This is a genomic window from Pseudomonas sp. SDO5271_S396, assembly GCF_054071795.1.
The window spans coordinates 1-20,687 of the sequence record NZ_JBSVWB010000058.1 but is presented as its reverse complement, the minus strand read 5'-3'; the positions used below and the strand labels follow the sequence as shown (position 1 = coordinate 20,687).

Annotated in this window: 21 protein-coding genes; 12 read left to right on the top strand and 9 right to left on the bottom strand. The window is 62.2% G+C overall.

From position 1 onward, the window contains the following. The first annotated feature begins 196 nt into the window (after positions 1-196). From ACW9IN_RS26595 to ACW9IN_RS26575, 5 genes are all read left to right on the top strand, one after another. Positions 197-556, top strand: a complete 360-nt coding sequence (locus tag ACW9IN_RS26595; RefSeq protein WP_457368642.1) for a hypothetical protein — start codon at positions 197-199, stop codon at positions 554-556. 91 nt (positions 557-647) lie between these two features. Further along, complete coding sequence (locus ACW9IN_RS26590) at positions 648-1,028, top strand: hypothetical protein (RefSeq protein ID WP_457368641.1); 381 nt, start codon at positions 648-650, stop codon at positions 1,026-1,028. A gap of 34 nt (positions 1,029-1,062) precedes the next feature. Beyond that, positions 1,063-3,024, top strand: a complete 1,962-nt coding sequence (locus ACW9IN_RS26585; protein ID WP_457368640.1) for a hypothetical protein — start codon at positions 1,063-1,065, stop codon at positions 3,022-3,024. 177 nt (positions 3,025-3,201) lie between these two features. Beyond that, positions 3,202-4,248: an N-acetylmuramidase family protein gene (locus tag ACW9IN_RS26580; RefSeq protein WP_457368639.1), complete on the top strand. Its 1,047-nt coding sequence runs from the start codon at positions 3,202-3,204 to the stop codon at positions 4,246-4,248. Then, on the top strand, positions 4,249-4,839 hold the full coding sequence (locus ACW9IN_RS26575; protein WP_457368638.1) for a hypothetical protein: 591 nt from the start codon (positions 4,249-4,251) through the stop codon (positions 4,837-4,839). It begins immediately after the preceding gene. Here the strand turns inward: ACW9IN_RS26575 and ACW9IN_RS26570 are convergent, their stop codons facing one another. Beyond that, complete coding sequence (locus ACW9IN_RS26570; protein ID WP_457368637.1) at positions 4,840-5,703, bottom strand: LysR family transcriptional regulator; 864 nt, start codon at positions 5,701-5,703, stop codon at positions 4,840-4,842. It abuts the gene before it with no gap. Positions 5,704-5,804: 101 nt separating this feature from the next. Here ACW9IN_RS26570 and ACW9IN_RS26565 point away from each other — a divergent pair, with 101 nt between their 5' ends. Beyond that, positions 5,805-6,773, top strand: coding sequence for a DMT family transporter (locus tag ACW9IN_RS26565; RefSeq protein ID WP_457368636.1), 969 nt, complete (start codon positions 5,805-5,807; stop codon positions 6,771-6,773). Here ACW9IN_RS26565 and ACW9IN_RS26560 read toward each other — a convergent pair. Beyond that, on the bottom strand, positions 6,681-7,058 hold the full coding sequence (locus ACW9IN_RS26560; RefSeq protein ID WP_457368635.1) for a VOC family protein: 378 nt from the start codon (positions 7,056-7,058) through the stop codon (positions 6,681-6,683). The genes ACW9IN_RS26565 and ACW9IN_RS26560 overlap by 93 nt on opposite strands. 55 nt (positions 7,059-7,113) lie before the next feature. Next, positions 7,114-7,866, bottom strand: coding sequence for a substrate-binding periplasmic protein (locus tag ACW9IN_RS26555; protein ID WP_457368634.1), 753 nt, complete (start codon positions 7,864-7,866; stop codon positions 7,114-7,116). 133 nt (positions 7,867-7,999) lie between these two features. On the opposite strand from ACW9IN_RS26555, the gene dnaX reads away from it, so the two are divergent. The 5 genes from dnaX (at position 8,000) to ACW9IN_RS26530 (ending at position 13,674) form a co-directional block, all read left to right on the top strand. Continuing rightward, positions 8,000-10,060, top strand: coding sequence for a DNA polymerase III subunit gamma/tau (dnaX, locus tag ACW9IN_RS26550; RefSeq protein ID WP_457368633.1), 2,061 nt, complete (start codon positions 8,000-8,002; stop codon positions 10,058-10,060). A 43-nt stretch (positions 10,061-10,103) separates the two neighbouring features. Continuing rightward, a complete protein-coding gene (locus ACW9IN_RS26545) occupies positions 10,104-10,442 on the top strand; it encodes a YbaB/EbfC family nucleoid-associated protein (protein ID WP_457368632.1) in 339 nt (112 codons plus the stop codon). Between the two features lie 199 nt (positions 10,443-10,641). Further along, the gene (locus tag ACW9IN_RS26540; RefSeq protein ID WP_457368631.1) at positions 10,642-11,667 is read left to right on the top strand and encodes an NADP-dependent oxidoreductase; all 1,026 of its coding nucleotides are present in this window, start codon (positions 10,642-10,644) and stop codon (positions 11,665-11,667) included. Positions 11,668-11,724: 57 nt separating this feature from the next. Next, the gene (gene recR / locus ACW9IN_RS26535) at positions 11,725-12,327 is read left to right on the top strand and encodes a recombination mediator RecR (protein ID WP_176996300.1); all 603 of its coding nucleotides are present in this window, start codon (positions 11,725-11,727) and stop codon (positions 12,325-12,327) included. Between the two features lie 198 nt (positions 12,328-12,525). After that, on the top strand, positions 12,526-13,674 hold the full coding sequence (locus tag ACW9IN_RS26530; RefSeq protein ID WP_457368630.1) for an acyl-CoA dehydrogenase family protein: 1,149 nt from the start codon (positions 12,526-12,528) through the stop codon (positions 13,672-13,674). A gap of 109 nt (positions 13,675-13,783) precedes the next feature. Here the strand turns inward: ACW9IN_RS26530 and ACW9IN_RS26525 are convergent, their stop codons facing one another. Together ACW9IN_RS26525 and fnr are read right to left on the bottom strand one after the other, a co-directional pair. Next, on the bottom strand, positions 13,784-14,332 hold the full coding sequence (locus ACW9IN_RS26525; protein WP_457368629.1) for an adenine phosphoribosyltransferase: 549 nt from the start codon (positions 14,330-14,332) through the stop codon (positions 13,784-13,786). Between the two features lie 80 nt (positions 14,333-14,412). Further along, positions 14,413-15,147, bottom strand: coding sequence for a fumarate/nitrate reduction transcriptional regulator Fnr (fnr, locus tag ACW9IN_RS26520; RefSeq protein WP_457368628.1), 735 nt, complete (start codon positions 15,145-15,147; stop codon positions 14,413-14,415). Between the two features lie 153 nt (positions 15,148-15,300). Here fnr and ACW9IN_RS26515 point away from each other — a divergent pair, with 153 nt between their 5' ends. Beyond that, on the top strand, positions 15,301-15,768 hold the full coding sequence (locus ACW9IN_RS26515) for a hypothetical protein (protein ID WP_457368627.1): 468 nt from the start codon (positions 15,301-15,303) through the stop codon (positions 15,766-15,768). Between the two features lie 7 nt (positions 15,769-15,775). Here the strand turns inward: ACW9IN_RS26515 and hemN are convergent, their stop codons facing one another. The 4 genes from hemN to ACW9IN_RS26495 form a co-directional block, all read right to left on the bottom strand. Beyond that, complete coding sequence (gene hemN, locus ACW9IN_RS26510) at positions 15,776-17,158, bottom strand: oxygen-independent coproporphyrinogen III oxidase (protein ID WP_457368626.1); 1,383 nt, start codon at positions 17,156-17,158, stop codon at positions 15,776-15,778. Positions 17,159-17,261: 103 nt separating this feature from the next. Beyond that, complete coding sequence (locus ACW9IN_RS26505; protein ID WP_457368625.1) at positions 17,262-17,945, bottom strand: sulfite exporter TauE/SafE family protein; 684 nt, start codon at positions 17,943-17,945, stop codon at positions 17,262-17,264. After that, positions 17,938-18,150 carry a cbb3-type cytochrome oxidase assembly protein CcoS gene (gene ccoS / locus ACW9IN_RS26500; protein WP_457368624.1) on the bottom strand — a complete coding sequence of 71 codons (213 nt, stop codon included), beginning with the start codon at positions 18,148-18,150 and terminating at the stop codon, positions 17,938-17,940. Before ccoS ends, ACW9IN_RS26505 begins: the two co-directional genes overlap by 8 nt. 14 nt (positions 18,151-18,164) lie before the next feature. Further along, positions 18,165-20,615 carry a heavy metal translocating P-type ATPase gene (locus ACW9IN_RS26495; protein WP_457368623.1) on the bottom strand — a complete coding sequence of 817 codons (2,451 nt, stop codon included), beginning with the start codon at positions 20,613-20,615 and terminating at the stop codon, positions 18,165-18,167. Positions 20,616-20,687: the final 72 nt, after the last annotated feature.

Sequence of the window (20,687 nt, the reverse complement as noted above, 5' to 3'; positions counted from 1 at the left end):
GTTGTTCGATGAGGACGGGCCTGTGGTGTAAATCGAGCTGGAAGGGGTCGAACAGCCGCTCAACGTGATAGCGAGTATGCAGAGTAAGCGCTTCATCATAGTCCTTTACGATAACGCCCAAATGGCGAACAGGCAGTTTGCACAGGGTTAAGGCATAAAGCCATTATGCCGTACTATTTCACAATGGAATGAAGCCATGCAAACAGTAGCTGTTCTGGACGACACGGAAATTGAGTTAGAGGATCTGGTTGATTCGCTGAAGGCACACGGCGTGGTGGTGCTCAACTCTGTCATGCGCGGCTATGCGCAACAGCTCAGAAATGAGGCGGTGAGTGTGATGAGGCTTGAGCAAAGGGATGAAGGCGAAGTCATCAATTATCTGGAGCTTCAATTGAACGTGGCAGGGGAAATCTGGTTTGTGCCTACACTGTTTTTCTCCCGCGTGCATCCCTATGGGCCGGCTTCACCTGCGCTGGTGGGGCGTGCCATGGATGCCTGGGTAGAGCGAGGGTCGCCTGCGTTTTTTCTTTATAAGGATATTTATTCTGCGGGCTGAGCCGGTGAAAAACCGGGGACGCGGTCTCAAGCGAAACGCTGATATCGTGAAGGGTGGCATACTTTAAGGCGGACAAAACGAGGCCCTGGCAGTGGAAAACACCAAAGGTCTGATCCGGCGTCTGGTTCTGGCAGCTGGGGATGCGACATCCACTTCCAAGGGTGTAGATATTGCTCCATGGAAGGAGGTGAAATCGCTGGCGAGCCATCTGGCTCCTCTGCTTGAGCACTATGAAGTCAAATGGCGTGGTCACGGATATATCTATGTCGATCATGAGCGGCATAACATCGACACCGCCAACAGGATACTGCTGGACTTGAGTTTGACCCTCGGTGTTTCGACTCCCTTGGTTCGCGCAAGATTGGTCGAGTTTGGCTGGCTCAGAGATGTCCGCAATGCGCTGCCGCCCCGGATGGTCCGCGCGCCAGAACCGCGTAAACTTTCACTGAACGACCCCTATGGCCGGGATTGACCCTCCGCCGTGTCTTCCCCCGCCGTGAGAACGTATGCAACCGGAACACTTTGACTTATCCAGCCCCGTCTTCCTGCCTGTCACCTTTGAAACCGCCAAAGGTGTGTTGGACGCGGCCGACGCGAAATCCCTTCTCTCTCTCTCCGATCCGGAGCTGGCGGCGGTTCTGGTTATTCAGAACCTGGCGCAAGTGGCTGAAAAGGACCTCACCGCCGACGCGGCGGAGAAGGTGCTGGCCAGGCTGATGGGGTGGGCTGTCGATAACCGGCAGGCAGGGGGTGAAGGCTTGCAGTCGGAGGCGCAGCGTCTGTTCGACCCGCGCAAGTTGTACTTCGGCCTGGAAAACGTCAAAAAGCTGAAGCTGCGTTTTCTCCTTGAGGATGAGGTTCGGGCGCAAGGTTATTTGTTACCCGATGGCAAATGGGACTTTGACTACAAGCTGCGCCACCTTCAGGGCAATAATCCGTTTCGCCAGCAGATGGTCACGCCCCGGCATCGCGAGCGCTGGCTGAGTGCCGAGCAGGACAAGCTGGTCAGGACCTTTCGTGCCAATCTGGATGAAGACTTGCACGTGCAGGGCTATGCCGGGATCGGCAAAAGCCATCTGATCGGTGCCTTGGTGGAGTGTCTGCGGCCCGGTGTCACGCTGGTGCTGGCGCGCACCGGCGGCAAGCTGGCAACGCTGTGCGCACGCACGGGGCTCTCTCCCGAAGGGCGTTCGGTGCTGACTTTCGCCGCGTTTGCCAGGGGCCTGTTGTACGGTCCAAGGCCTCAACCGCAGGCTCCAGGTACTCGCCTGCCAGGCAAGCGGGCGGTGGCGCAGGAACTGAATATCCTCGGTTTTCGCGGGCACGACGCCCAGGCTACGCTGGACCTGTGCCTCAAAGTGCTTGAAGGCTATTGCCATTCCGCCAGCCACACATTGACGGCCCGCCACCTGCCGTACTTCCAGCTCGCGCTGTCCAACGTCGAGTCCCGGGTGCTGCTGGAGTATTCGGCCCGTCTGTGGACGTACCTGGAGGCGAACCCGGCATGGGGTCGGCAGACCGGCTTCGAGACGCTGCTGATGATCAAGCGGGCCAGTCTGGCCGGTGGCGTGGTGCCGCCTCGGTATACCCACGTGCTGATCGACGAAAGCCAGGACATCCCGCCGTCGCTGTTGCAGATCATCGAGCGTGGCCGGCAGGCGCTGATCACACTGGGAGACGAGTACCAGCGGGCCAGTGGCACCCTGGCCAAGCGAACGCGCGAAGTGCGCCAGAGCAACGTCACGTTCTCGGTGCGCTCGGGTCGAAATATCGAGCGGCTGGTCAACCCGTTGATCAGCCTTCACACCGAGAAGAGCAAGGAGCTGTTCGAAGGCGCTCGCGACGCGGACGTGGGCATCGAGTTGTACCCGGAAGGTTTCGTGCCGCCCGAGGGTTGTGTGGTGTTGACCGCTTCCCATTGGGACACGATGAAGTGGGCCATCCAGTTGCAGGATGCCCATTGTGCGTTCAGCTTCGCGGACAAGGCGGCGCAGGACGATCTCACGCAGTTCATGATGACCGCCATCGCGTTGTTCAAGCCGGACTTCTACAGCGATGACTACACCGAGAAGGGCCCCCATCCGTACTTCAGCGACATGGCGGACTGGCGTCAGGTGCGAGACGCAGCCCGGTTCGATGCGTCGTTTGCCTGGATCGACGCCAAGCTGGAAGAAGGCTTCTACGTGTCCGACGTCACCCGCTTGAACAGGCCGAATGGCCGTCCCGGTCAGCGCTGCATGCTGATGCTGGCGCAGGAAGCCGGAGGGCTGGAATTCGACCGGGTCCTGCTGACCCCCGAACTGCTGACCAACACGAAGTTCAAGGATGCGTATGAGTTCGACCAGCGCATTTGTGCGGTCTACATCGCGGTGTCCCGTGCCAGGCTCCAGCTGTATCTGCCCTATGACGTGGTCGATTGGATCGATTACCACAAGTATCAGAAATTCCGTGAGTCACACGGTTATTGATTGAGCCGGGATTAAAGGCCTGGAAAACCCACGAGCTTTTCACAACTTTCAATCCCGTCGCTTTACAACCCAAAACTGCCTTGTTAGTTTGCGCCAGCCACTTGTTTCAGAGTATGACAAGGGCGCGGAATTGATATTGAAGTGCTATCACTTCTTTAACTAACAAGGATGTCTGTCATGAAAAGCCTGCAAGGGTTGCCCCGTCTTATCAGTGCTTCGGTAGGCGCTCCGGGCAAAGCCCGCAACTTGCCCGCCGATGTGCAGTGCATCCAGTACCTGTTCAATTTGATCATTCCCAAACTGGGTTTTCCGTTGGCCGAAAACGGCAAGTGCGACGGCCAGTTGGTGCAGTGCATCAGCCAGTATCAGTTCCGCCATCTCAAATATGCCCACCCCGACGGCGTGATCGACCCCACGGGCCGCACGTTCAACAGCTTGATCGAAGAAGCGGTGAAGGTGCCGGTGAAGGCGTTTCCGACGATGCGCATTCCGAGCTTTCTCAACGTATTCGGCAATAACAACGGCGACGCCGTACAGGCCACGGTCAACGTGTACCTGGACCGCATGCGCGCAATGATCGAAGCCGAGCGACGCAACCGGCAATTGATGCTCCAGGCCACGTGCGACGGGGGCATGACCCTCAGTGAGACGGACTTCCAGAACGCCGCCACACAATTGGGCAACGGTATTTCCGTGAACATCATCAAGGCCTTCGCCACCGTGGAGTCCGGCGGACGTTCGGGATTCGGGCCGGCCAAGTTGCCGGTGATCGCCTTCGAAGGGCATCTGTTTCGCAAGTACACCAAGCACATCTACGACCAGGCTCACCCGCTGTTGTCCTATCCCTACAAGAAGAAGGCCGGGCCGCAGTGGCAGACCAATAACAAGGACCAGACCAAGGCTTGGGAAACCATGGCTACCGCGTTTGGCCTGGACCAGGAGGCCGCGTTGATGTCGGCTTCGTGGGGCATGTTTCAGATCATGGGTTTCAACTATGCCTCGTGCGGTTACAAGACCGTATTTGAATTCGCGGCGGCATTAAAGGTGAATGCCGGCAACCAACTAAAGGCGTTTCTCGGTTTTTGCAGCAAGAGCCCGGCCTTGATGAAGGCCATGAAAGCCAAGGATTTTACCGGCATGGCCTTGAACTATAACGGCGAGGACTACGGCAACTACGACGTCCTGATGAAAAAAGCCTATGACAAACTGGAAGGGAAACATTAAATGACCCGTTTTCTCGCGATTGGTGTGCTGTCGTTGTGTGCCGTGGTACCTGCCTTCGCAGGCACTGCTTCGTTGCACTCGGGCAAGTACGAAGGGTTGATGCTGGCGGTCACGCCGGACCATCAGGTGGAGGGTTTCTACACCGAAGCCATGGGCGAGGGCGTGAGCCGCAGTTGTTCGTTCTACCTGCAAGGCCAGCCCGACGCGCTGACCACCTGGCGCAAAGACGTCTTTCCCGGCAGCGTGGCCGCCTCGTCCGATGGCGTGACCCTGACCGTGGAACAGGGCCGTCAGCATCCCGGTTGCCTCAATGTGCTGATGCCCGAAATCGCCACCGGCCTGGAGCTGAGCCAGACCGCCAACAAGAACTGGATCGGCCTGGTCACGGTTGCCGCCGACAAGGCCTACCTGCTGAAAAACCCGGGTACCAACACTGCCAAGCGTCCGTACATCGTCAAGAATGATGTGGTCGGCGTGCTGGCCTACAAGGACGGCTGGGCCCAGGTCGAGTTCATCAACGCCGATGACCGTTCGTTCACTGGCTGGATCAAGCAGGACCAGTACACCCGGTTGGCTGCGCCGAAGAGCTGATCAGCCGAAGGTTTCGCGCAAGAGCCCGGCGAACGCATCCCGCGCCAGATGCCGCTGGGTGTCCTTGTGCCAGAACAGCAGGTTGTCCACCGCTTGCAGTTCGTCGAAGCGGTAGGACGCCAGCTGATTGGCCTGCTCATAGCGGGCCAGGATGCCTTCCGGTGCCAGCGCCACGCCAATCCCTGCACTCACACAACCGATGATCGTGCCCCAACTGGCATAGCTGGCGATGGCCGGTTTGAAGTCGTGGGGTTTGACCCAGTTTTCCAGCGCCGCCCGATAAGGACACCCGGTGGGCCAGACCAGCAAGGTGCGGCCGGCCAGGTCGGCGGCGCTGTGGATCGGCGCGCTGGAGGCACTGGCGATCAGCACCAGGCGCTCGCTGTAGACCACGCTGTGTTCGAGCTTCGCGCGCTTGCTGCCGCAGGCCACCAGCGCCACATCCAGGCGGTGGTGTTGCAAGTCGTCGAGCAACGGGCCCCAGGCGCCGGTGACCAGTTCAAGGGTGACGTCGGGATAGCGCCGGTGGTATTCGGCCAGCAGTGGCGGCAAACGGCCGCTGGCGCTGGACTCCACGGCACCGATGCGCAGGGTGCCACGGGGAATGGCGTTGGCGTCCACGGCGCGCTTGGACTCGTCCACCAGCGCCAGGATGCGCTCACAGTAATCCAGGAAAATCTCCCCTGCGGCGCTGATCGCCAGTCCGCGACCGGCGCGGATAAACAGCGGCGTGCCCAATTCGCTTTCCAACTGCTTGATGCGCGTAGTGATGTTGGATGGCACGCAATGCAAGAGCTGGGCGGCCTGGGCCACGCTGCCGGTTTGCGCCACGGCTCTCACCATTTTCAGTTGGGCCAGTTCCATTGCTCAGTTCCAGTGATTTCAGAAGTCAGAAACGGTTAATTGTCCTGCGCCTTGCCTGGGCCAAGACTGACGGCATTCCTTCCTGTTTCTGGACGCTGCCGATGAATTCCCCGTCACCCCTGAAGCTTACGCTAGTCATCGCCAGCGTCATCCTTTGCTGGGCTTATTCGCCGATCGGTGTGCACATGGGCCTGCACAGCTACAGCCCTGGCCAACTGGCGCTGCTGCGGTTTCTGATCGCGTCGGTATTCATGGGCGGGGTGGCGCTGGTGGCGGGTATCGGTCGGCCACGCTTGCGCGATCTGCCTTGGTTGCTGGTGTTGGGCTTCTTCGGCGTGTTCCTGCACCACACCAGCCTCAACTATGGGCAGCAATGGGTGACAGCGGCGGCGTCCAGTGTGTTGGCGCAGTCTGCGCCGCTGTTCAGTGTGCTGATTGCGTTTTTTGTATTGAAGGAGCGGGTCAGCGCCTGGCGCTGGAGTTGTTTGCTGCTGGGGTTGTTCGGCGTGCTGGTGGTGATCTGGGGGGACCATGGCATGGGCGACATCGATCCGCGCGGCTTGCTGATTCTGCTGGCGGCGCTGTCGTGGAGCCTGTACTTCGCCATTCAGAAACACTACGCCCATCGCTACAGCCCGCTGACCATGGCGTGCTACATGGTGTGGGTGGGCACGCTGATGCTCTGCGTGAACCTGCCGGGCCTGCCCGCCGCCGTGGTGCACGCACCGTTGGCGGAAAACCTGGCGGTGCTGGTGCTCGGCATATTTCCCAGTGCGCTGGCGTACCTGGCCTGGGGCTATGTGCTCAAGCATGTCGAGGTCAGCCGCGCGTCGGCGGCGATGTACCTGATTCCACCGGTGGCGATGGGCATGGCCGCGACGTTGCTGGGCGAGCACATTGCCGTGCAGGTGATGCTCGGCGGCGTGATCGTGCTGGCCAGCGTCGCGGCCATCAGCCTGGAAGGGCGCTGGCGGCGGTCAGCTGTTCTCGTTCACGCAGAACGCCCGCAAGCGATGGCCGTCGAGGTCCTCGGCGACAAAGGTGTAGCCGAAGTCCAGGGCGGTCGGTGACTGGATGATCGTTGCGCCGCGCTCGACCCATTGGGCGTGCAAGGCATCGATGGCGCCCGGGTCGGGCAGGGAGAACCCCACCTCGCTGCCGCCGCCCGGGGCCTGGGCCTCGGGTTTGGCAGCGTGACGTGCCCACAGGCCAAGCTTCACGCCGTCAGCCAGGTTGAACAGGGCGAACGTGGGATCGAGGATCACCGGAGGCGTATCGAGCAGGCGGCTGTAGAAGTTGGCGCTGGTGGCCGTGCTGTCGACGTAGAGCAGAAAGTAATGGGCGAGGGTGTTCATGGGGTTTCCTTGAGAACTGATGAGTAGGCAGGCGCCAGTCTAGGGGGCGGCCTTGTCAGTTCTTGTCAGGAGTGTGTTCGCCGGTGTACAGCCGGATGATCTCGTCGATTTCTCCCGACATCTTCATGCGCAACAAGGTGCGCAGGATGTGTTGCACCGGTACGTTCGGGTCATTGCGCACGAGGCAGCCCAGGCTTTGCTCGTCGATCACTGCAACCTGGTGCAGCCGTTTGGCGACCGGCATGCGCTGGTTGAAGCGTTCCAGGATCCATTCGTTGCTGACCGCGTACTTGAAGCGACCGGCCACCAGCTTGTGCAGCACCTGTTCCTCGCTGCGGGCGTCATCGCGGGTGAGCTGGCCGCTGGCGAACAGCGGGTCAAGGGTGGCGTAGCGGTAATTGAGCACCGTCCCGATCGATTGCGGCGGCAAGTGGTTCAGGTGCAAGGGCTGGGCCGGCACGCGGGCGCTCACCAACACGTTGCGTTGCACCATCAGCGGTATGCTCCAGGTGTAGTCGCCGGACAGGTTGTCGAGCCAGGCCTGGGAGACGTAGCAGCGTACGTCGATTTCACCGTGCTCCATGGCGCCGGCGATGCGCGCCCGGGCCAGCACATGGAATTCGGCCGGGTGGCCGACCTGGGTGGCCAGGCTCAGCATCAGGTCATACAAAATGCCTTGGGTGGGCCGGCCCTCCTCGAGTTGCACCATGGGCATCGCCCAGCTGTCGGAAATCGCGAAGCGCAGCGGGGCAGGCGCCGCCAGGCTGGCCGTGGTAATCATCCATAAAGCGCCCAGGACTACGCGCATAGACTCTCCGGGTTCAGGGCTTTTCGGGGCCACTCAGGAGAGCTTAGTCAGATTAGGCGAGCGTGCCGGATGCAATTTCCCCCTTGCTCCGCTAGCATTACCGGCCTCTGCTTCCCAGTTGCGACGGTTTTCGATGAGTTATCAGGTTCTTGCACGTAAATGGCGCCCGCGCTCGTTCCGCGAAATGGTCGGCCAGACCCATGTGCTCAAGGCTCTGATCAATGCCTTGGACAGCCAGCGGCTGCACCACGCCTACCTGTTCACCGGTACGCGGGGGGTGGGCAAGACCACCATTGCGCGCATCATCGCCAAGTGCCTGAACTGTGAAACCGGCATCACCTCCACGCCCTGCGGCACCTGCTCGGTATGCCGGGAAATCGACGAAGGGCGTTTCGTCGACCTGATCGAGATCGACGCCGCGAGCCGCACCAAGGTCGAAGACACCCGCGAGCTGCTGGACAACGTGCAGTACGCGCCGAGCCGTGGCCGCTTCAAGGTCTACCTGATCGATGAAGTGCACATGCTGTCCAGCCACTCGTTCAACGCCCTGTTGAAAACCCTGGAAGAGCCGCCGCCCTACGTCAAATTCATCCTCGCCACCACCGACCCGCAGAAACTTCCTGCAACGATTTTGTCGCGGTGCCTGCAGTTCTCCCTGAAGAACATGACCCCCGAGCGGGTGGTCGAGCATTTGACCCACGTGCTGGGCGTCGAGAACGTGCCGTTCGAAGACGACGCATTGTGGTTGCTGGGCCGCGCCGCCGACGGTTCGATGCGCGATGCCATGAGCCTTACCGACCAGGCGATTGCCTTTGGTGAAGGCAAGGTCATGGCCAGCGACGTGCGCGCCATGCTCGGCACCCTGGACCATGGCCAGGTGTTCGACGTGCTGCACGCGCTGCTCGACGGCGATGCCAAGGCGTTGCTTGAAGCCGTGCGCCACCTGTCGGAGCAAGGCCCGGACTGGAACGGCGTGTTGTCCGAGATTCTCAATGTGCTGCACCGCGTGGCCATTGCCCAGGCCCTGCCCGACGGTGTCGACAACGGCCATGGCGACCGCGACCGCGTATTGGCCCTGGCCCAGGCGCTGCCCGCCGAAGATGTGCAGTTCTACTACCAGATGGGCCTGATCGGCCGTCGGGACCTGCCCCTGGCGCCGGACCCGCGAGGCGGGTTCGAGATGGTCCTGTTGCGGATGCTCGCCTTCCGGCCTGCCGATGCGGCAGACGCGCCGAGACAGCCGCTAAAGCCAGTGGGGATCAGCCAGGCCACAGTTGATTCCGCCAAACCAGTGGCTGGCGCGGCCGTTGTCGCTCCAGTGGCTGTCGCTCCGGAGCCGGTTGCCCCCGCGCCTGCGCCCGTGGTGGCCGCGCCGGTGGTCGAGCCGGAACCTTTGCCAGAGCCAGAGCCAGAGCCAGAGCCGGCTCCGGTGGTCGATTTGCCCTGGAACGACCCGGTCGACGCCGAAGTCGAGCAGCAACCCGCTGTGGAGCCGGTGCTGGAAACCACTGGCGAGCAACCCGAACTGACGCCCATGCCCACGCCGACCCCGGACAGCGTGGTGCCGGATGCCCCCGAGTGGGTCAGCGCGCCGGTTCCCGAGCCGACCGTCGCCCAGGTGGAGGCTGCCATTCCCGGCATCGACCTCGACGACGAGCCGCCGCTGGACGAAGACTACATCGAGCCGGACATGGATTCGGCCTACAGCTACCTGGATGACATGGCCAGCGAGCACACCGCCGAGCCGGCTCCGGAGCCCGAAGCGGAACCGGCTGCCGCCCCGGCTACCGGCCTGGCCTTGCAATGGCTGGAGCTGTTCCCGAAATTGCCGATTTCCGGCATGACCGGCAGCATCGCAGCCAACTGCACACTCATTTCCATCGACGGCGACCACTGGCTGTTGCACCTGGACCCGGCCCACAGCGCCCTGTTCAACGCCACCCAGCAACGCCGTCTGAATGATGCACTGAACCAGTACCATGAGCGCACGCTGACCATCGCCATCGAGCTGATCAAGCCCGAGCAGGAAACCCCGGCCCAGGCCGCGACCCGCCGGCGCCTCAACCGTCAGCGCGAGGCCGAGGAGTCGATCCACGGTGATCCGCTCATCCAGCAAATGATGCAACAGTTCGGTGCGGTCGTCCGTCACGATACTATTGAACCTGTCGAAGCCCCGGTGCCCCAGGCGTCCTGACACCGGGCTACTTACTTGATCCACGTACTTTGAGGTGATTCCCATGATGAAAGGTGGCATGGCCGGCCTGATGAAGCAGGCGCAGCAGATGCAGGAAAAGATGGCCAAGATGCAGGAAGAACTGGCCAACGCCGAAGTCACCGGTAAAGCCGGCGGCGATATGGTCAGCGTGGTGATGACCGGTCGCCACGACATCAAGCGCGTGAGCATCGACCCAAGCGTGCTGCCGGGTGTCGGCGAAGACGATCTGGAAATGCTCGAAGCCTTGTTCGCTGCGGCCGTCAACGACGCCGTGCGCAAGATCGAAGCCAACAGCCAGGACAAAATGTCCGGCGTGACCGCCGGCATGCAACTGCCGTCGGGCATGAAGCTGCCGTTCTGATCGGCGAGCGTTAGCTAGACTCCAATGCCAGGCCCCGTGCCTGGCATTTTTTTTGGGTTATTCAGTTGCACCTCGGTGTGCACTGTTCCCATGCTCTGCGAGGGAATGCCGGCCTGGACGCTTCGCGTCCAATCTGAACCCTGACCCAGCCAGCACGGTCTGCACCCTATACCGATGGATTCGATAAAAGGAGCCTCTGATGCCTCAAGAACTGACCCTCAACCAGCGCATCGTTCTGGTTTCACGCCCTCAGGGCGCGCCGACCCCGGAAAACTTCCGCCTGGAGCGCGTCACCCTGCCGGAGCTGGCGGACGGCCAGGTGCTGCTCAAGACCCTCTACCTGTCCCTCGACCCCTACATGCGCGGGCGCATGAGCGATGCGCCGTCCTATGCGGCGCCGGTGGAAATCGATGAGGTGATGACCGGTGGCGCTGTCAGCCGAATCGAACAGTCGCGCAACCCCAAGTTCGAGGTAGGTGACCTGGTGGTTGGCTCTACCGGCTGGCAGAGCCACAGCATTTCCGATGGCCGAAACCTGGTGCCGGTGCCGCGTGGTCTGCCGAGCCCTTCCATGGCCCTGGGTGTGTTGGGCATGCCGGGCATGACCGCCTATATGGGCTTGATGGACATCGGTCAGCCCAAAGCGGGGGAAACCCTGGTGGTAGCTGCTGCTTCCGGCGCGGTGGGGTCGGTGGTAGGGCAGGTGGCCAAGCTCAAGGGCCTGCGGGTGGTGGGCATCGCCGGAGGCGCTGACAAGTGCCGCTACGTGGTGGACGAGCTGGGGTTCGATGCCTGTATCGATCACAAGAGCCCAGGGTTCGCCGAGGAGCTGGCGCTGGCCTGTTTCAAGGGCGTGGATATCTACTTCGAAAACGTCGGCGGCAAGGTGTTCGACGCCGTAGTGCCGCTGCTCAACGCCAAGGCGCGCATTCCTCTGTGCGGGCTGATCGCCAGCTACAACGCCCATCAGCCGCCCAGCGGCCCGGATCGGCTGCCGGCGTTGCAACGCACACTGTTGACCAAGCGTGTGCGCATCCAGGGCTTTATCGTGTTCGACGACTATGGTGACCGCCAGCCCGAATTCCTCAGTGCCATGGCGCCCTGGGTACGGGACGGCAAGATCAAGTTCCGCGAAGACGTGGTCGACGGTCTTGAGCAAGCGCCCGAAGCCTTTATCGGTTTGCTGGAGGGGCGCAACTTCGGCAAGTTGGTGGTGCGCATTTGACGCTCATCCGGGGCGCGGGTATAAACCGCGTCTCGTTGTTTTGTCGGACCCTTGCCCATGAGCTTCAGCCCCCTGATTCGCCAACTGATCGACGCCCTGCGTATTTTGCCGGGCGTGGGCCAGAAAACCGCCCAGCGTATGGCGCTGCAACTGCTGGAGCGTGACCGCAGCGGCGGTGCCCGGTTGGCCCAGGCCCTGAGCCAGGCCATGGAGGGCGTGGGCCACTGCCGGCAGTGCCGCACCCTCACCGAAGAAGAACTCTGCCCGCAATGCGCCGACCCACGCCGCGACGACACGCTGCTGTGCGTGGTGGAGGGGCCGATGGACGTGTATGCGGTGGAACAGACCGGCTATCGCGGTCGCTATTTTGTGCTCAAGGGGCATTTGTCGCCGCTGGACGGCCTGGGCCCCGAGGCCATCGGCATTCCGCAATTGGTGGCGCGTATCGAAGAACAGGGCACCTTCACCGAGGTGATCCTGGCCACCAACCCCACGGTGGAAGGTGAGGCGACCGCGCATTACATCGCCCAGTTGCTCACCAACAAAGGCTTGATCACTTCGCGCATCGCCCACGGCGTGCCGTTGGGAGGCGAGTTGGAACTGGTGGATGGCGGGACGCTGGCGCATTCCTTCGCAGGCCGCAAGCCCATCGCGCTCTAGAGTGCGGCACAAATCAAAATGTGGGAGCTGGCTTGCCTGCGATAGCATCACCGAGACTGTTTCTGATAAACCTCGGTGTCTGTATCGCAGGCAAGCCAGCTCCCACATCTGTTTTGTACAGTAAGTGAGATTGGCATCAGGCTTGATAACCAAGCAAGCGCTTGGTAATTTCGCTCCACATCTCCGTGGAGCTTGCCGATGTCTGCCTTTCAGGACTACTTCGACCCCAGCCACCAATTGGTCCGCGACAGCGTGCGCCGTTTTGTCGAGCGCGAGATGTTGCCGGGCATCGAGCAGTGGGAGGAGGCGCAAGGCTTTCCCCGTGAGCTGTACCTCAAGGCCGGTGCGGCGGGGATCCTGGGTATTGGTTATCCCGAAGCGCTGGGCGGCAGCCACGAGGGCGATCTGTTCGCCAAGGTAGCGGCCAGCGAAGAGCTGATGCGCTGCGGCTCGGGCGGGGTGGTGGCCGGTTTGGGGTCGCTGGATATCGGCTTGCCCCCGGTCGTCAAATGGGCCCGGCCCGAAGTGCGTGAGCGAGTGGCGCCCCAGGTGCTGGCCGGAGAGAAAATCATCGCCCTGGCCGTGACCGAACCGGGCGGCGGTTCCGATGTGGCCAGCTTGCAAACCCGTGCCGTTCGTGACGGCGATCATTACCGCGTCAGCGGCAGCAAAACCTTCATTACCAGCGGTGTCCGTGCCGACTATTACACCGTGGCGGTCCGCACGGGCGGGCCTGGTTTCGCGGGAATCAGCCTGTTGTTGATCGAAAAAGACACGCCCGGTTTCACCGTCGGCCAGCCCCTGAAAAAAATGGGCTGGTGGGCGTCGGATACCGCCGAGCTGTTCTTCGACGACTGCCGGGTGCCTGTGGGCAATCTCATCGGCACCGAAAACATGGGCTTTGCTTGCATCATGGGCAACTTCCAGAGCGAGCGTCTGGCCCTGGCGCTGATGGCTAACATGACCGCGCAGATGGCCCTTGAGCAAAGCCTCCAATGGGCCGCCCAGCGCGAAGCGTTCGGCAAGCCCATCGGCAAGTTCCAGGTACTCAAGCATCGCCTGGCCGAGATGGCCACTGCCGTGGAAGTCTCCCGGGAATTTACCTATCGGCAGGCGGCAAAAATGGCCACTGGCATCAGCGTGATCAAGGAGATTTCCATGGCCAAGAACCTCGCCACCGACACCGCCGACCGCGTCACCCATGATGCTGTGCAGATCTTCGGCGGCCAGGGCTACATGCGCGGCAACCTGGTGGAGCGGCTGTACCGTGACAATCGCATTCTGTCCATTGGGGGTGGGACGCGCGAGGTGATGAACGAGATCATCGCCAAGCAGATGGGGCTTTGATCTTGTGTTGTTCTGGAGGGCTTTATCGCAGGCAAGCCAGCTCCCACAGAGGATCGCATTTCAAAAGTGGGAGCTGGCTTGCCTGCGATGAGGCCGGCTCATGCAAACGTTACTTTTCAGTCAGCCCGAATTGCGTCAGGCAAAACGTCGGGATCCCCATGTCTTCCAGGCGCTGCGAGCCGCCAAGCTCCGGCAGGTCGATGATCGCCGCCGCTTCGAAGATCTTCGCCCCCATGCGCCGCACCAGGTTTGCCGCCGCAATCAAGGTGCCTCCAGTGGCGATCAGGTCATCGAACATCAGCACCGAGTCGCCTTCGCACAGGCTGTCGGCGTGCACTTCCAGAAAGGCCTCGCCGTACTCGGTCTGGTAACCCTCGGCCAGCACATCCGCGGGCAGCTTGCCTTGCTTGCGGAACAGGATCAGCGGTTTGTTCAGTTGGTAGGCGATGATCGAACCGATCAGGAAGCCTCGCGCATCCATCGCGCCGATGTGGCTGAAGTCGGCTTCGACGTAGCGCTGGGCAAAGCTGTCGGCCACCAGGCGCAGGGCGCGGGGCGATTGGAACAGGGGCGTGATGTCACGAAAGATCACCCCAGGCTTGGGGAAGTCGATGACGGGGCGGATCAGGGATTTGATGTCGAACGAGTCGAAGGTCATCGTCGAAGAGTCCTGGGGCTGGAAACGGACTCGAAGTATACCTGCGGCCTCGTCGGTTGGCGCGGCCGCAGGTGTCTGGATCAGCCGTCGAGCGACCCGCCGGCCAGCGCGCACAACTGGATCGGGTCGAGGATATGCACTTCCTTGCCTTCGGCGGCGATCAGCTCGTTTTGCTGAAAGCGCGTGAACACGCGGGACACGGTTTCCACCGCCAGACCCAGGTAATTGCCGATTTCATTGCGCGACATGCTCAGACGGAATTGGTTGGCCGAAAACCCCCGGGCACGGAAGCGCGCCGACAGGTTGACCAGGAAAGTGGCGATTCGCTCGTCGGCTGTTTTCTTCGACAACAGCAACATCATTTGCTGATCGTCGCGAATCTCGCGGCTCATCACCCGCATCAGTTGGCGACGCAATTGCGGCAATTGCAGGGCTAGCTCATCGAGGCGCTCAAAGGGAATTTCGCACACCGACGTGGTTTCCAGGGCCTGGGCCGACACCGGGTGACTCTCGGTGTCCATGCCCGACAAGCCCACCAGTTCGCTGGGCAGGTGGAAACCGGTGATCTGCTCTTCGCCGCCATCGCTCAGGCTGAAGGTCTTCAACGCGCCGGAACGGACTGCATAGACGGAGTCGAATGGGTCGCCCTGGCGAAACAGGAACTCGCCCTTTTTCAGCGGGCGACCGCGTTTGACGATCTCGTCCAGTGCATCCATGTCCTCCAGATTCAGCGAAAGTGGCAGGCAGAGGGGGGCCAGACTGCAATCCTTGCAGTGAGCCTGGCTGTGAGCGCGCAGTTTGACTGGCTCGGACATCTCTTAAATCCTTGTGGGAAAACACACATAAGACGTAAGGGTAACGCACCGGGCCCCAATGAGGCCAGCGTGTACAAAAAACCGGCAACGGAATAAAGGTTTTTGTATCAGGGTCGATACAGGTCTATATCTCAACTATCCAGGGCCCGGATCATGGTTTCCATCAGTGGTGTCAACCCCGCAAATGTTCAAATTCCAACGGTGCCGGAGCCCAGAAAGGATGCTGTGGGAGAAGACACCAGTAATCCATTGGCGCCTCAGGGCGATCCCAAGACCACTGCGGGTGTGGCCGTCACCATCTCCAGCGCGGGTTTTCAGGCCGTCAAGAATGATCGCAACAAAGACATCGATGACAGCAACCTCAAGGACAACGTCAAGCAACTGCTGAAAATGATCCGCGAGTTGAAAAAGCAGATCGCCGACAAGATGGCCGAGATCGCGGCGGCCATGGCCGATACCTCCCTGACGCCGGAGCAGCGCCAGGCCCGCGTGGGTAACTTGCAGTCAGCCTTGTCGACCTTGCAGGGCAGCCTGACCATGGCCCAGATGCAACTGGGCAAGGCCATGAAGGACGAGTCGCCCGAAGCGCAACTGCAAGCGATGAGCCTGGCGTCGAAATAACGCCGGTTCAGATCACCCGCGAGAAACGCTGCCGGTTCTGGTGCTCCAGGTAGGCATCGAACACTATGCACACCGACCGTACCAGCAGCCGCCCGGCGGGCAATACCTGAATGCCGCGGGCGTCGAGTTCGATCAGGCCGTCCGCGGCCATGGCCTCCAGCTGTGGCCAGACCTCGTCGAAATACCCGCGAAAATCCACGTTGAAGGCCTGTTCGATCCCCTCGAATGCCAGGCTGAAATTGCAGATCAACTGCTGAATCACTGCCCGTCGCAAACGGTCATCCCCGGTGCACAGAAGGCCACGGCTGGTGGCCAGTTGCGCGCTGGCCAGGGTGTTCTGGTAACCATTGAGGTCGCTGCTGTTCTGGCAATACAAATCGCCGATCTGGCTGATGGCTGACACGCCAAGACCGATCAGGTCGCAATGGCCGTGGGTGGTGTAGCCCTGGAAGTTGCGTTGCAGGGTGCCTTCTTCCTGGGCGATGGCCAGTTCGTCGTCCGGCAGGGCGAAGTGGTCCATGCCGATGTAGCGATAACCGGCCTGGGTCAGTTGTTCGATGGTGGTTTGCAACATCAGCAGTTTGGCTGCCGGCGAGGGCAGGTCGTCGCTGTGGATGCGCCGCTGGGGCATGAAACGCTCCGGCAGGTGCGCGTAGTTGAACACCGACAGGCGGTCCGGTTGCAGGCGGATCACTTCCTCCACGGTGCGAGCGAAGTTCAGCGGTGTCTGCTTGGGCAGGCCGTAGATCAGGTCGATATTGATCGAGCGAAATTGCAGGGTACGGGCCGCATCGATGACTGCGCGGGTTTCTTCCAGGCTTTGCAGGCGATTGACCGCTCGCTGCACCTCGGGGTCGAGGTCTTGCAGCCCGATGCTCACGCGGTTGAAGCCCAGTTCGCGCAGCAGGCCCATGGTGGCCCAGTCGGCTTCGCGCGGGTCGATTTCGATGCCGTAGTCACCGCCGTCTTCATCCACCAAGTGAAAATGCCGACGCAGGCAGGCCATGAGCTGGCGCAATTCGTCATGGCTGAGAAAAGTCGGGGTGCCGCCGCCGAAGTGCAGCTGTTCAACCTTCTGTCTGGGGTCGAGGTGGCAGGCCAGCAGCTGGATTTCCTGCTCCACACGTTGAAGGTAGGCCTGGGCGCGGCCACGGTCCTTGGTGATCACCTTGTTGCAAGCGCAGTAGTAGCAAATGTTCGCGCAGAACGGCACATGCACATACAGCGACAAGGGCCGCGCGGCTTTGCGACTGTCGCGCAAGGCATGGAGCAGGTCGAAGGTGCCGACCTGGCTGTCGAATTGCACGGCAGTGGGGTAGGACGTGTAGCGCGGTCCCGCCAGGTCGTAGCGGTGAATCAGGTCAGTGTCCCAACGAATGGCGTCGAGCATGCGGGCAGTCCCCCGAAAAGGCTAGTGGGCCGAGTCTAGGGGCGTGGCGCCAGGGGCATCTTGATTTGCATCAACGGGGAGCGGCGCTATGCCACAGGGTGTTTCAATGCCCCATCAGCCAGTGCTGGTGGGGGCCTGGCAAGGTCCAGATACCGAACAGGATCACCAGCACGCCACCGGCCATGCGTATGCTGCGCTTGCTCAGCAACGCAGTCACACGTTCGGCGGCCAGGCCGGTGGCCAGCAGCACCGGCCAGGTGCCCAGGCCGAACGCCAGCATCAGCAATGCGCTGTCCAGCGCGTTGCCCTGGCTGGCGGCCCACAGCAATGTGCTGTAGACCAATCCGCACGGCAACCAGCCCCACAACGCGCCCAACAGCAAGGCGCGGGGCAGGCTGGACACCGGCAGCAAACGATTGGCGATCGGTTGCAGGTACCGCCACAGGCCGCGTCCCAGGCTTTCGATGCGGGTGAGGCCGCTCCACCAGCCCGCCAGGTACAGGCCCATGCTGATCAGCAGCAACCCGGCCAGCACGCGCATGAACATCGCCGCCGGGCTGTTCGCGACGGCCCAGCCGGCCAGGCCGATCAATAGGCCGGCAGCGGCGTAGCTGAGGATACGTCCCAGGTTGTAGGCCAGCAGCAGTTGAAACCTGCGACCGCGTTGCTCCTTGGGGATGGCCAGGGTCAGCGCGCCCATCAGCCCGCCGCACATGCCCAGGCAATGGCCGCCGCCCAACAGGCCGAGGATCAGGGCCGAGACCAGCAGAGGCAGTAGCTCAAGCATGGGGTGGATCTTTGGGTGGTTGCTCGGATGGGTTGGCTTCTTCGATGCCGGCCAGGTGGTTGGGGTCCTGGTCGTCGAACAACACGCTGTGGGCCGGACCGTCGAGGTCGTCGTATTGGCCGCTGTCCACCGCCCAGAAAAAGATGTAGATGGCCACGCCCACCAACAACAGCGCTGCCGGAATCATCACGTATAAAGCTGGCATCGGTACTCCAGGGCTCAGGCCGGCAGCGGGCGGGTGAGTGTGGGGGCGCTGGCGACGTGCGAACCCGGCAGGCGAGTCAGGCGCAAGGCGTTGAGCACCACGGTCAACGAGCTGATGGACATGCCCACCGCCGCCCAGACCGGGGTGATCCAGCCGAGGGCGGCAAACGGCAGCATAAGGCCATTGTACAACCCCGCCCACAGCAGGTTTTCAAGGATTATCCGGCGGGTGCGTTGCGCCAGGCCAAAAGCGTGCACCAGAGCATCCAGGCGGTTGGACAGCAGCACCGCATCGGCGCTGGTTTTGGCCAGGTCCGTGGCCGAGCCCATGGCCACGCTGATATCGGCGGCGGCAAGCACCGGCACATCGTTGACCCCGTCACCGAGCATCAGCACGGTGCGGCCCTGCTGGTGAAGCTGTTGCAGCACCTGCAGCTTGTCGTCGGGGCGCAGGCCGCCGTGGGCTTCGTCGATGCCCAATTCGGTGGCGACACTGGCAACCATCGGCGAACTGTCCCCGGACAGCAGCAGCGTGCGCCAACCCCGTGCCTTGCAGGCGTCCAACAGGGCGGGGGCGTCGCTGCGCAGGCGGTCATCCAATACGAACCAGGCCAGGGCACCCTCGCGGTCGCCCAGCAACAACCACTGTCCGGCTTCATCCGGTGCGGCGGGGACCGGGCAACCACTCAACCCACAGACAAAACCGGGTTGGCCGATACGCAGGATGCGCTCGCCGACACGGCCTTCAAGGCCCAGCCCCGGCGAACTGGTGACTTCATCGGCGGCCAGTGGCGCACGGCCAAAAGCGCGGGCAATCGGGTGTTCGGAACGGTTCTCCAGGGCCGCGGCGAGGCTCAGGCACTCATCGCGGTTCAGCGTGCCCAGGGGATGGATGATACGCAGCGCCAGGCGCCCTTCGGTGAGCGTGCCGGTCTTGTCGAAGATCACCGTGTCGATCTGGTTCAGGCCTTCCAGCACATGGCCACGGGTGAGCAGCAGTCCGAGTTTATGCAAAGTGCCGGTGGCGGCTGTGAGTGCCGTCGGCGTGGCGAGTGACAATGCGCAGGGGCAGGTGGCTACCAGCATCGCCAGTACAATCCAGAAGGCCCGTGATGAATCCAGCTCCCACCACACCAGGCCGATGACGGCGGCGGCGATCAGCGAACACAGCAGGAACCATTGCGCCGCCTGGTCGGCGATTTGCGCCAGGCGCGGCTTTTCGGCCTGGGCGCGTTCCAGCAAGCGCACGATGGCGGACAGGCGCGTGTCATGGCCCAGGGCGCGCACTTCGACCGTCAATGCGCCTTCGACGTTGAGGGTGCCGGCGGTGACGGCGTCGCCGATCTGGCGCGGTTGCGGAAGGTACTCGCCGGTCAGCAGGGATTCATCAATGCTCGACTGACCCTCGAGGATCACGCCATCCGCGGGCAAGACCGCCCCCGGTTGCACCAGCACCTGGTCACCCAGCGCCAATTCGTTCAACAGGATGCGTTCGCTCTGGCCGTCGTTCTTCAGGCGCAGGCACGAGGCCGGCAGCAGGTTGACCAACTGCGCCGTGGCGGCCGCCGTGCGCTCCCGGGCCCGGCGCTCCAGGTAGCGGCCGGCCAGCAGGAACAGGGCGAACATGCCCACGGCATCGAAATACAACTCGCCCACGCCCGTGATCGCGGTCCAGATGCCGGCCAGGTAAGCGCTGCCAATCGCCAAGGACACTGACACATCCATGGTCAGATGGCGTGTGCGCATGTCACGCAGGGCGCCTTTGAAGAACGGCGCGCAGCTGTAGAACACAATGGGCGTGGTGAGAAACATCGCGACCCAGCGCAGGATCACGTGCAGTTCCGGGCTCAGGTCGATATTGAATTCCGGCCAGGTGGCCATGGTCGCCATCATGGCCTGGAACCACAAAAGGCCCGCTACCCCCAACTGACGCAGGGCCAGACGGTTTTCACCGGCCAGTTGCTCGGCGGCGCGGTCGGCCTGGTAAGGGTGCGCGGCGTAGCCAATATGGCGCAGTTCGCTGAGCAGTTGGCTGAGCGGCAATTGCCCATCGGCCCAGCGCACATGCAGGCGATGGTTGGACAGGTTCAGCCGCGCCTCGGCCACGGCGGGCAGGCGCCGCAGGTGCTTTTCGATCAGCCAGCCGCAGGCCGCACAACTGATGCCTTCCATCAGCAGCGTGGTTTCAGCCTGTTCGCCGTCGTGGCGCACAAAGGGTTTTTGCACCTCGGCGCGGTCGTACAGTGCCAGTTCGTCCACCAGTTGCACCGGCAGTGCTTCAGGGTTGGCCGAGGCTTCACTGCGGTGCTGGTAATAGCTTTCCAGGCCGCCGGCCACGATGGCCTCGGCCACGGCCTGGCAGCCCGGGCAGCAGAGTTCGCGGCGTTCGCCGAGGATCATGGCAGTGAAGCGGCTGCCGGAGGGGACGGGCAGGGCGCAGTGGTAGCAGGGGGTGGGGCTGGTCATGGTTATGAATCTTGGTTGGCTGGGAGGGCCTCATCGCGGGCAAGCCCGCTCCCACATTCGGACCACAATCCC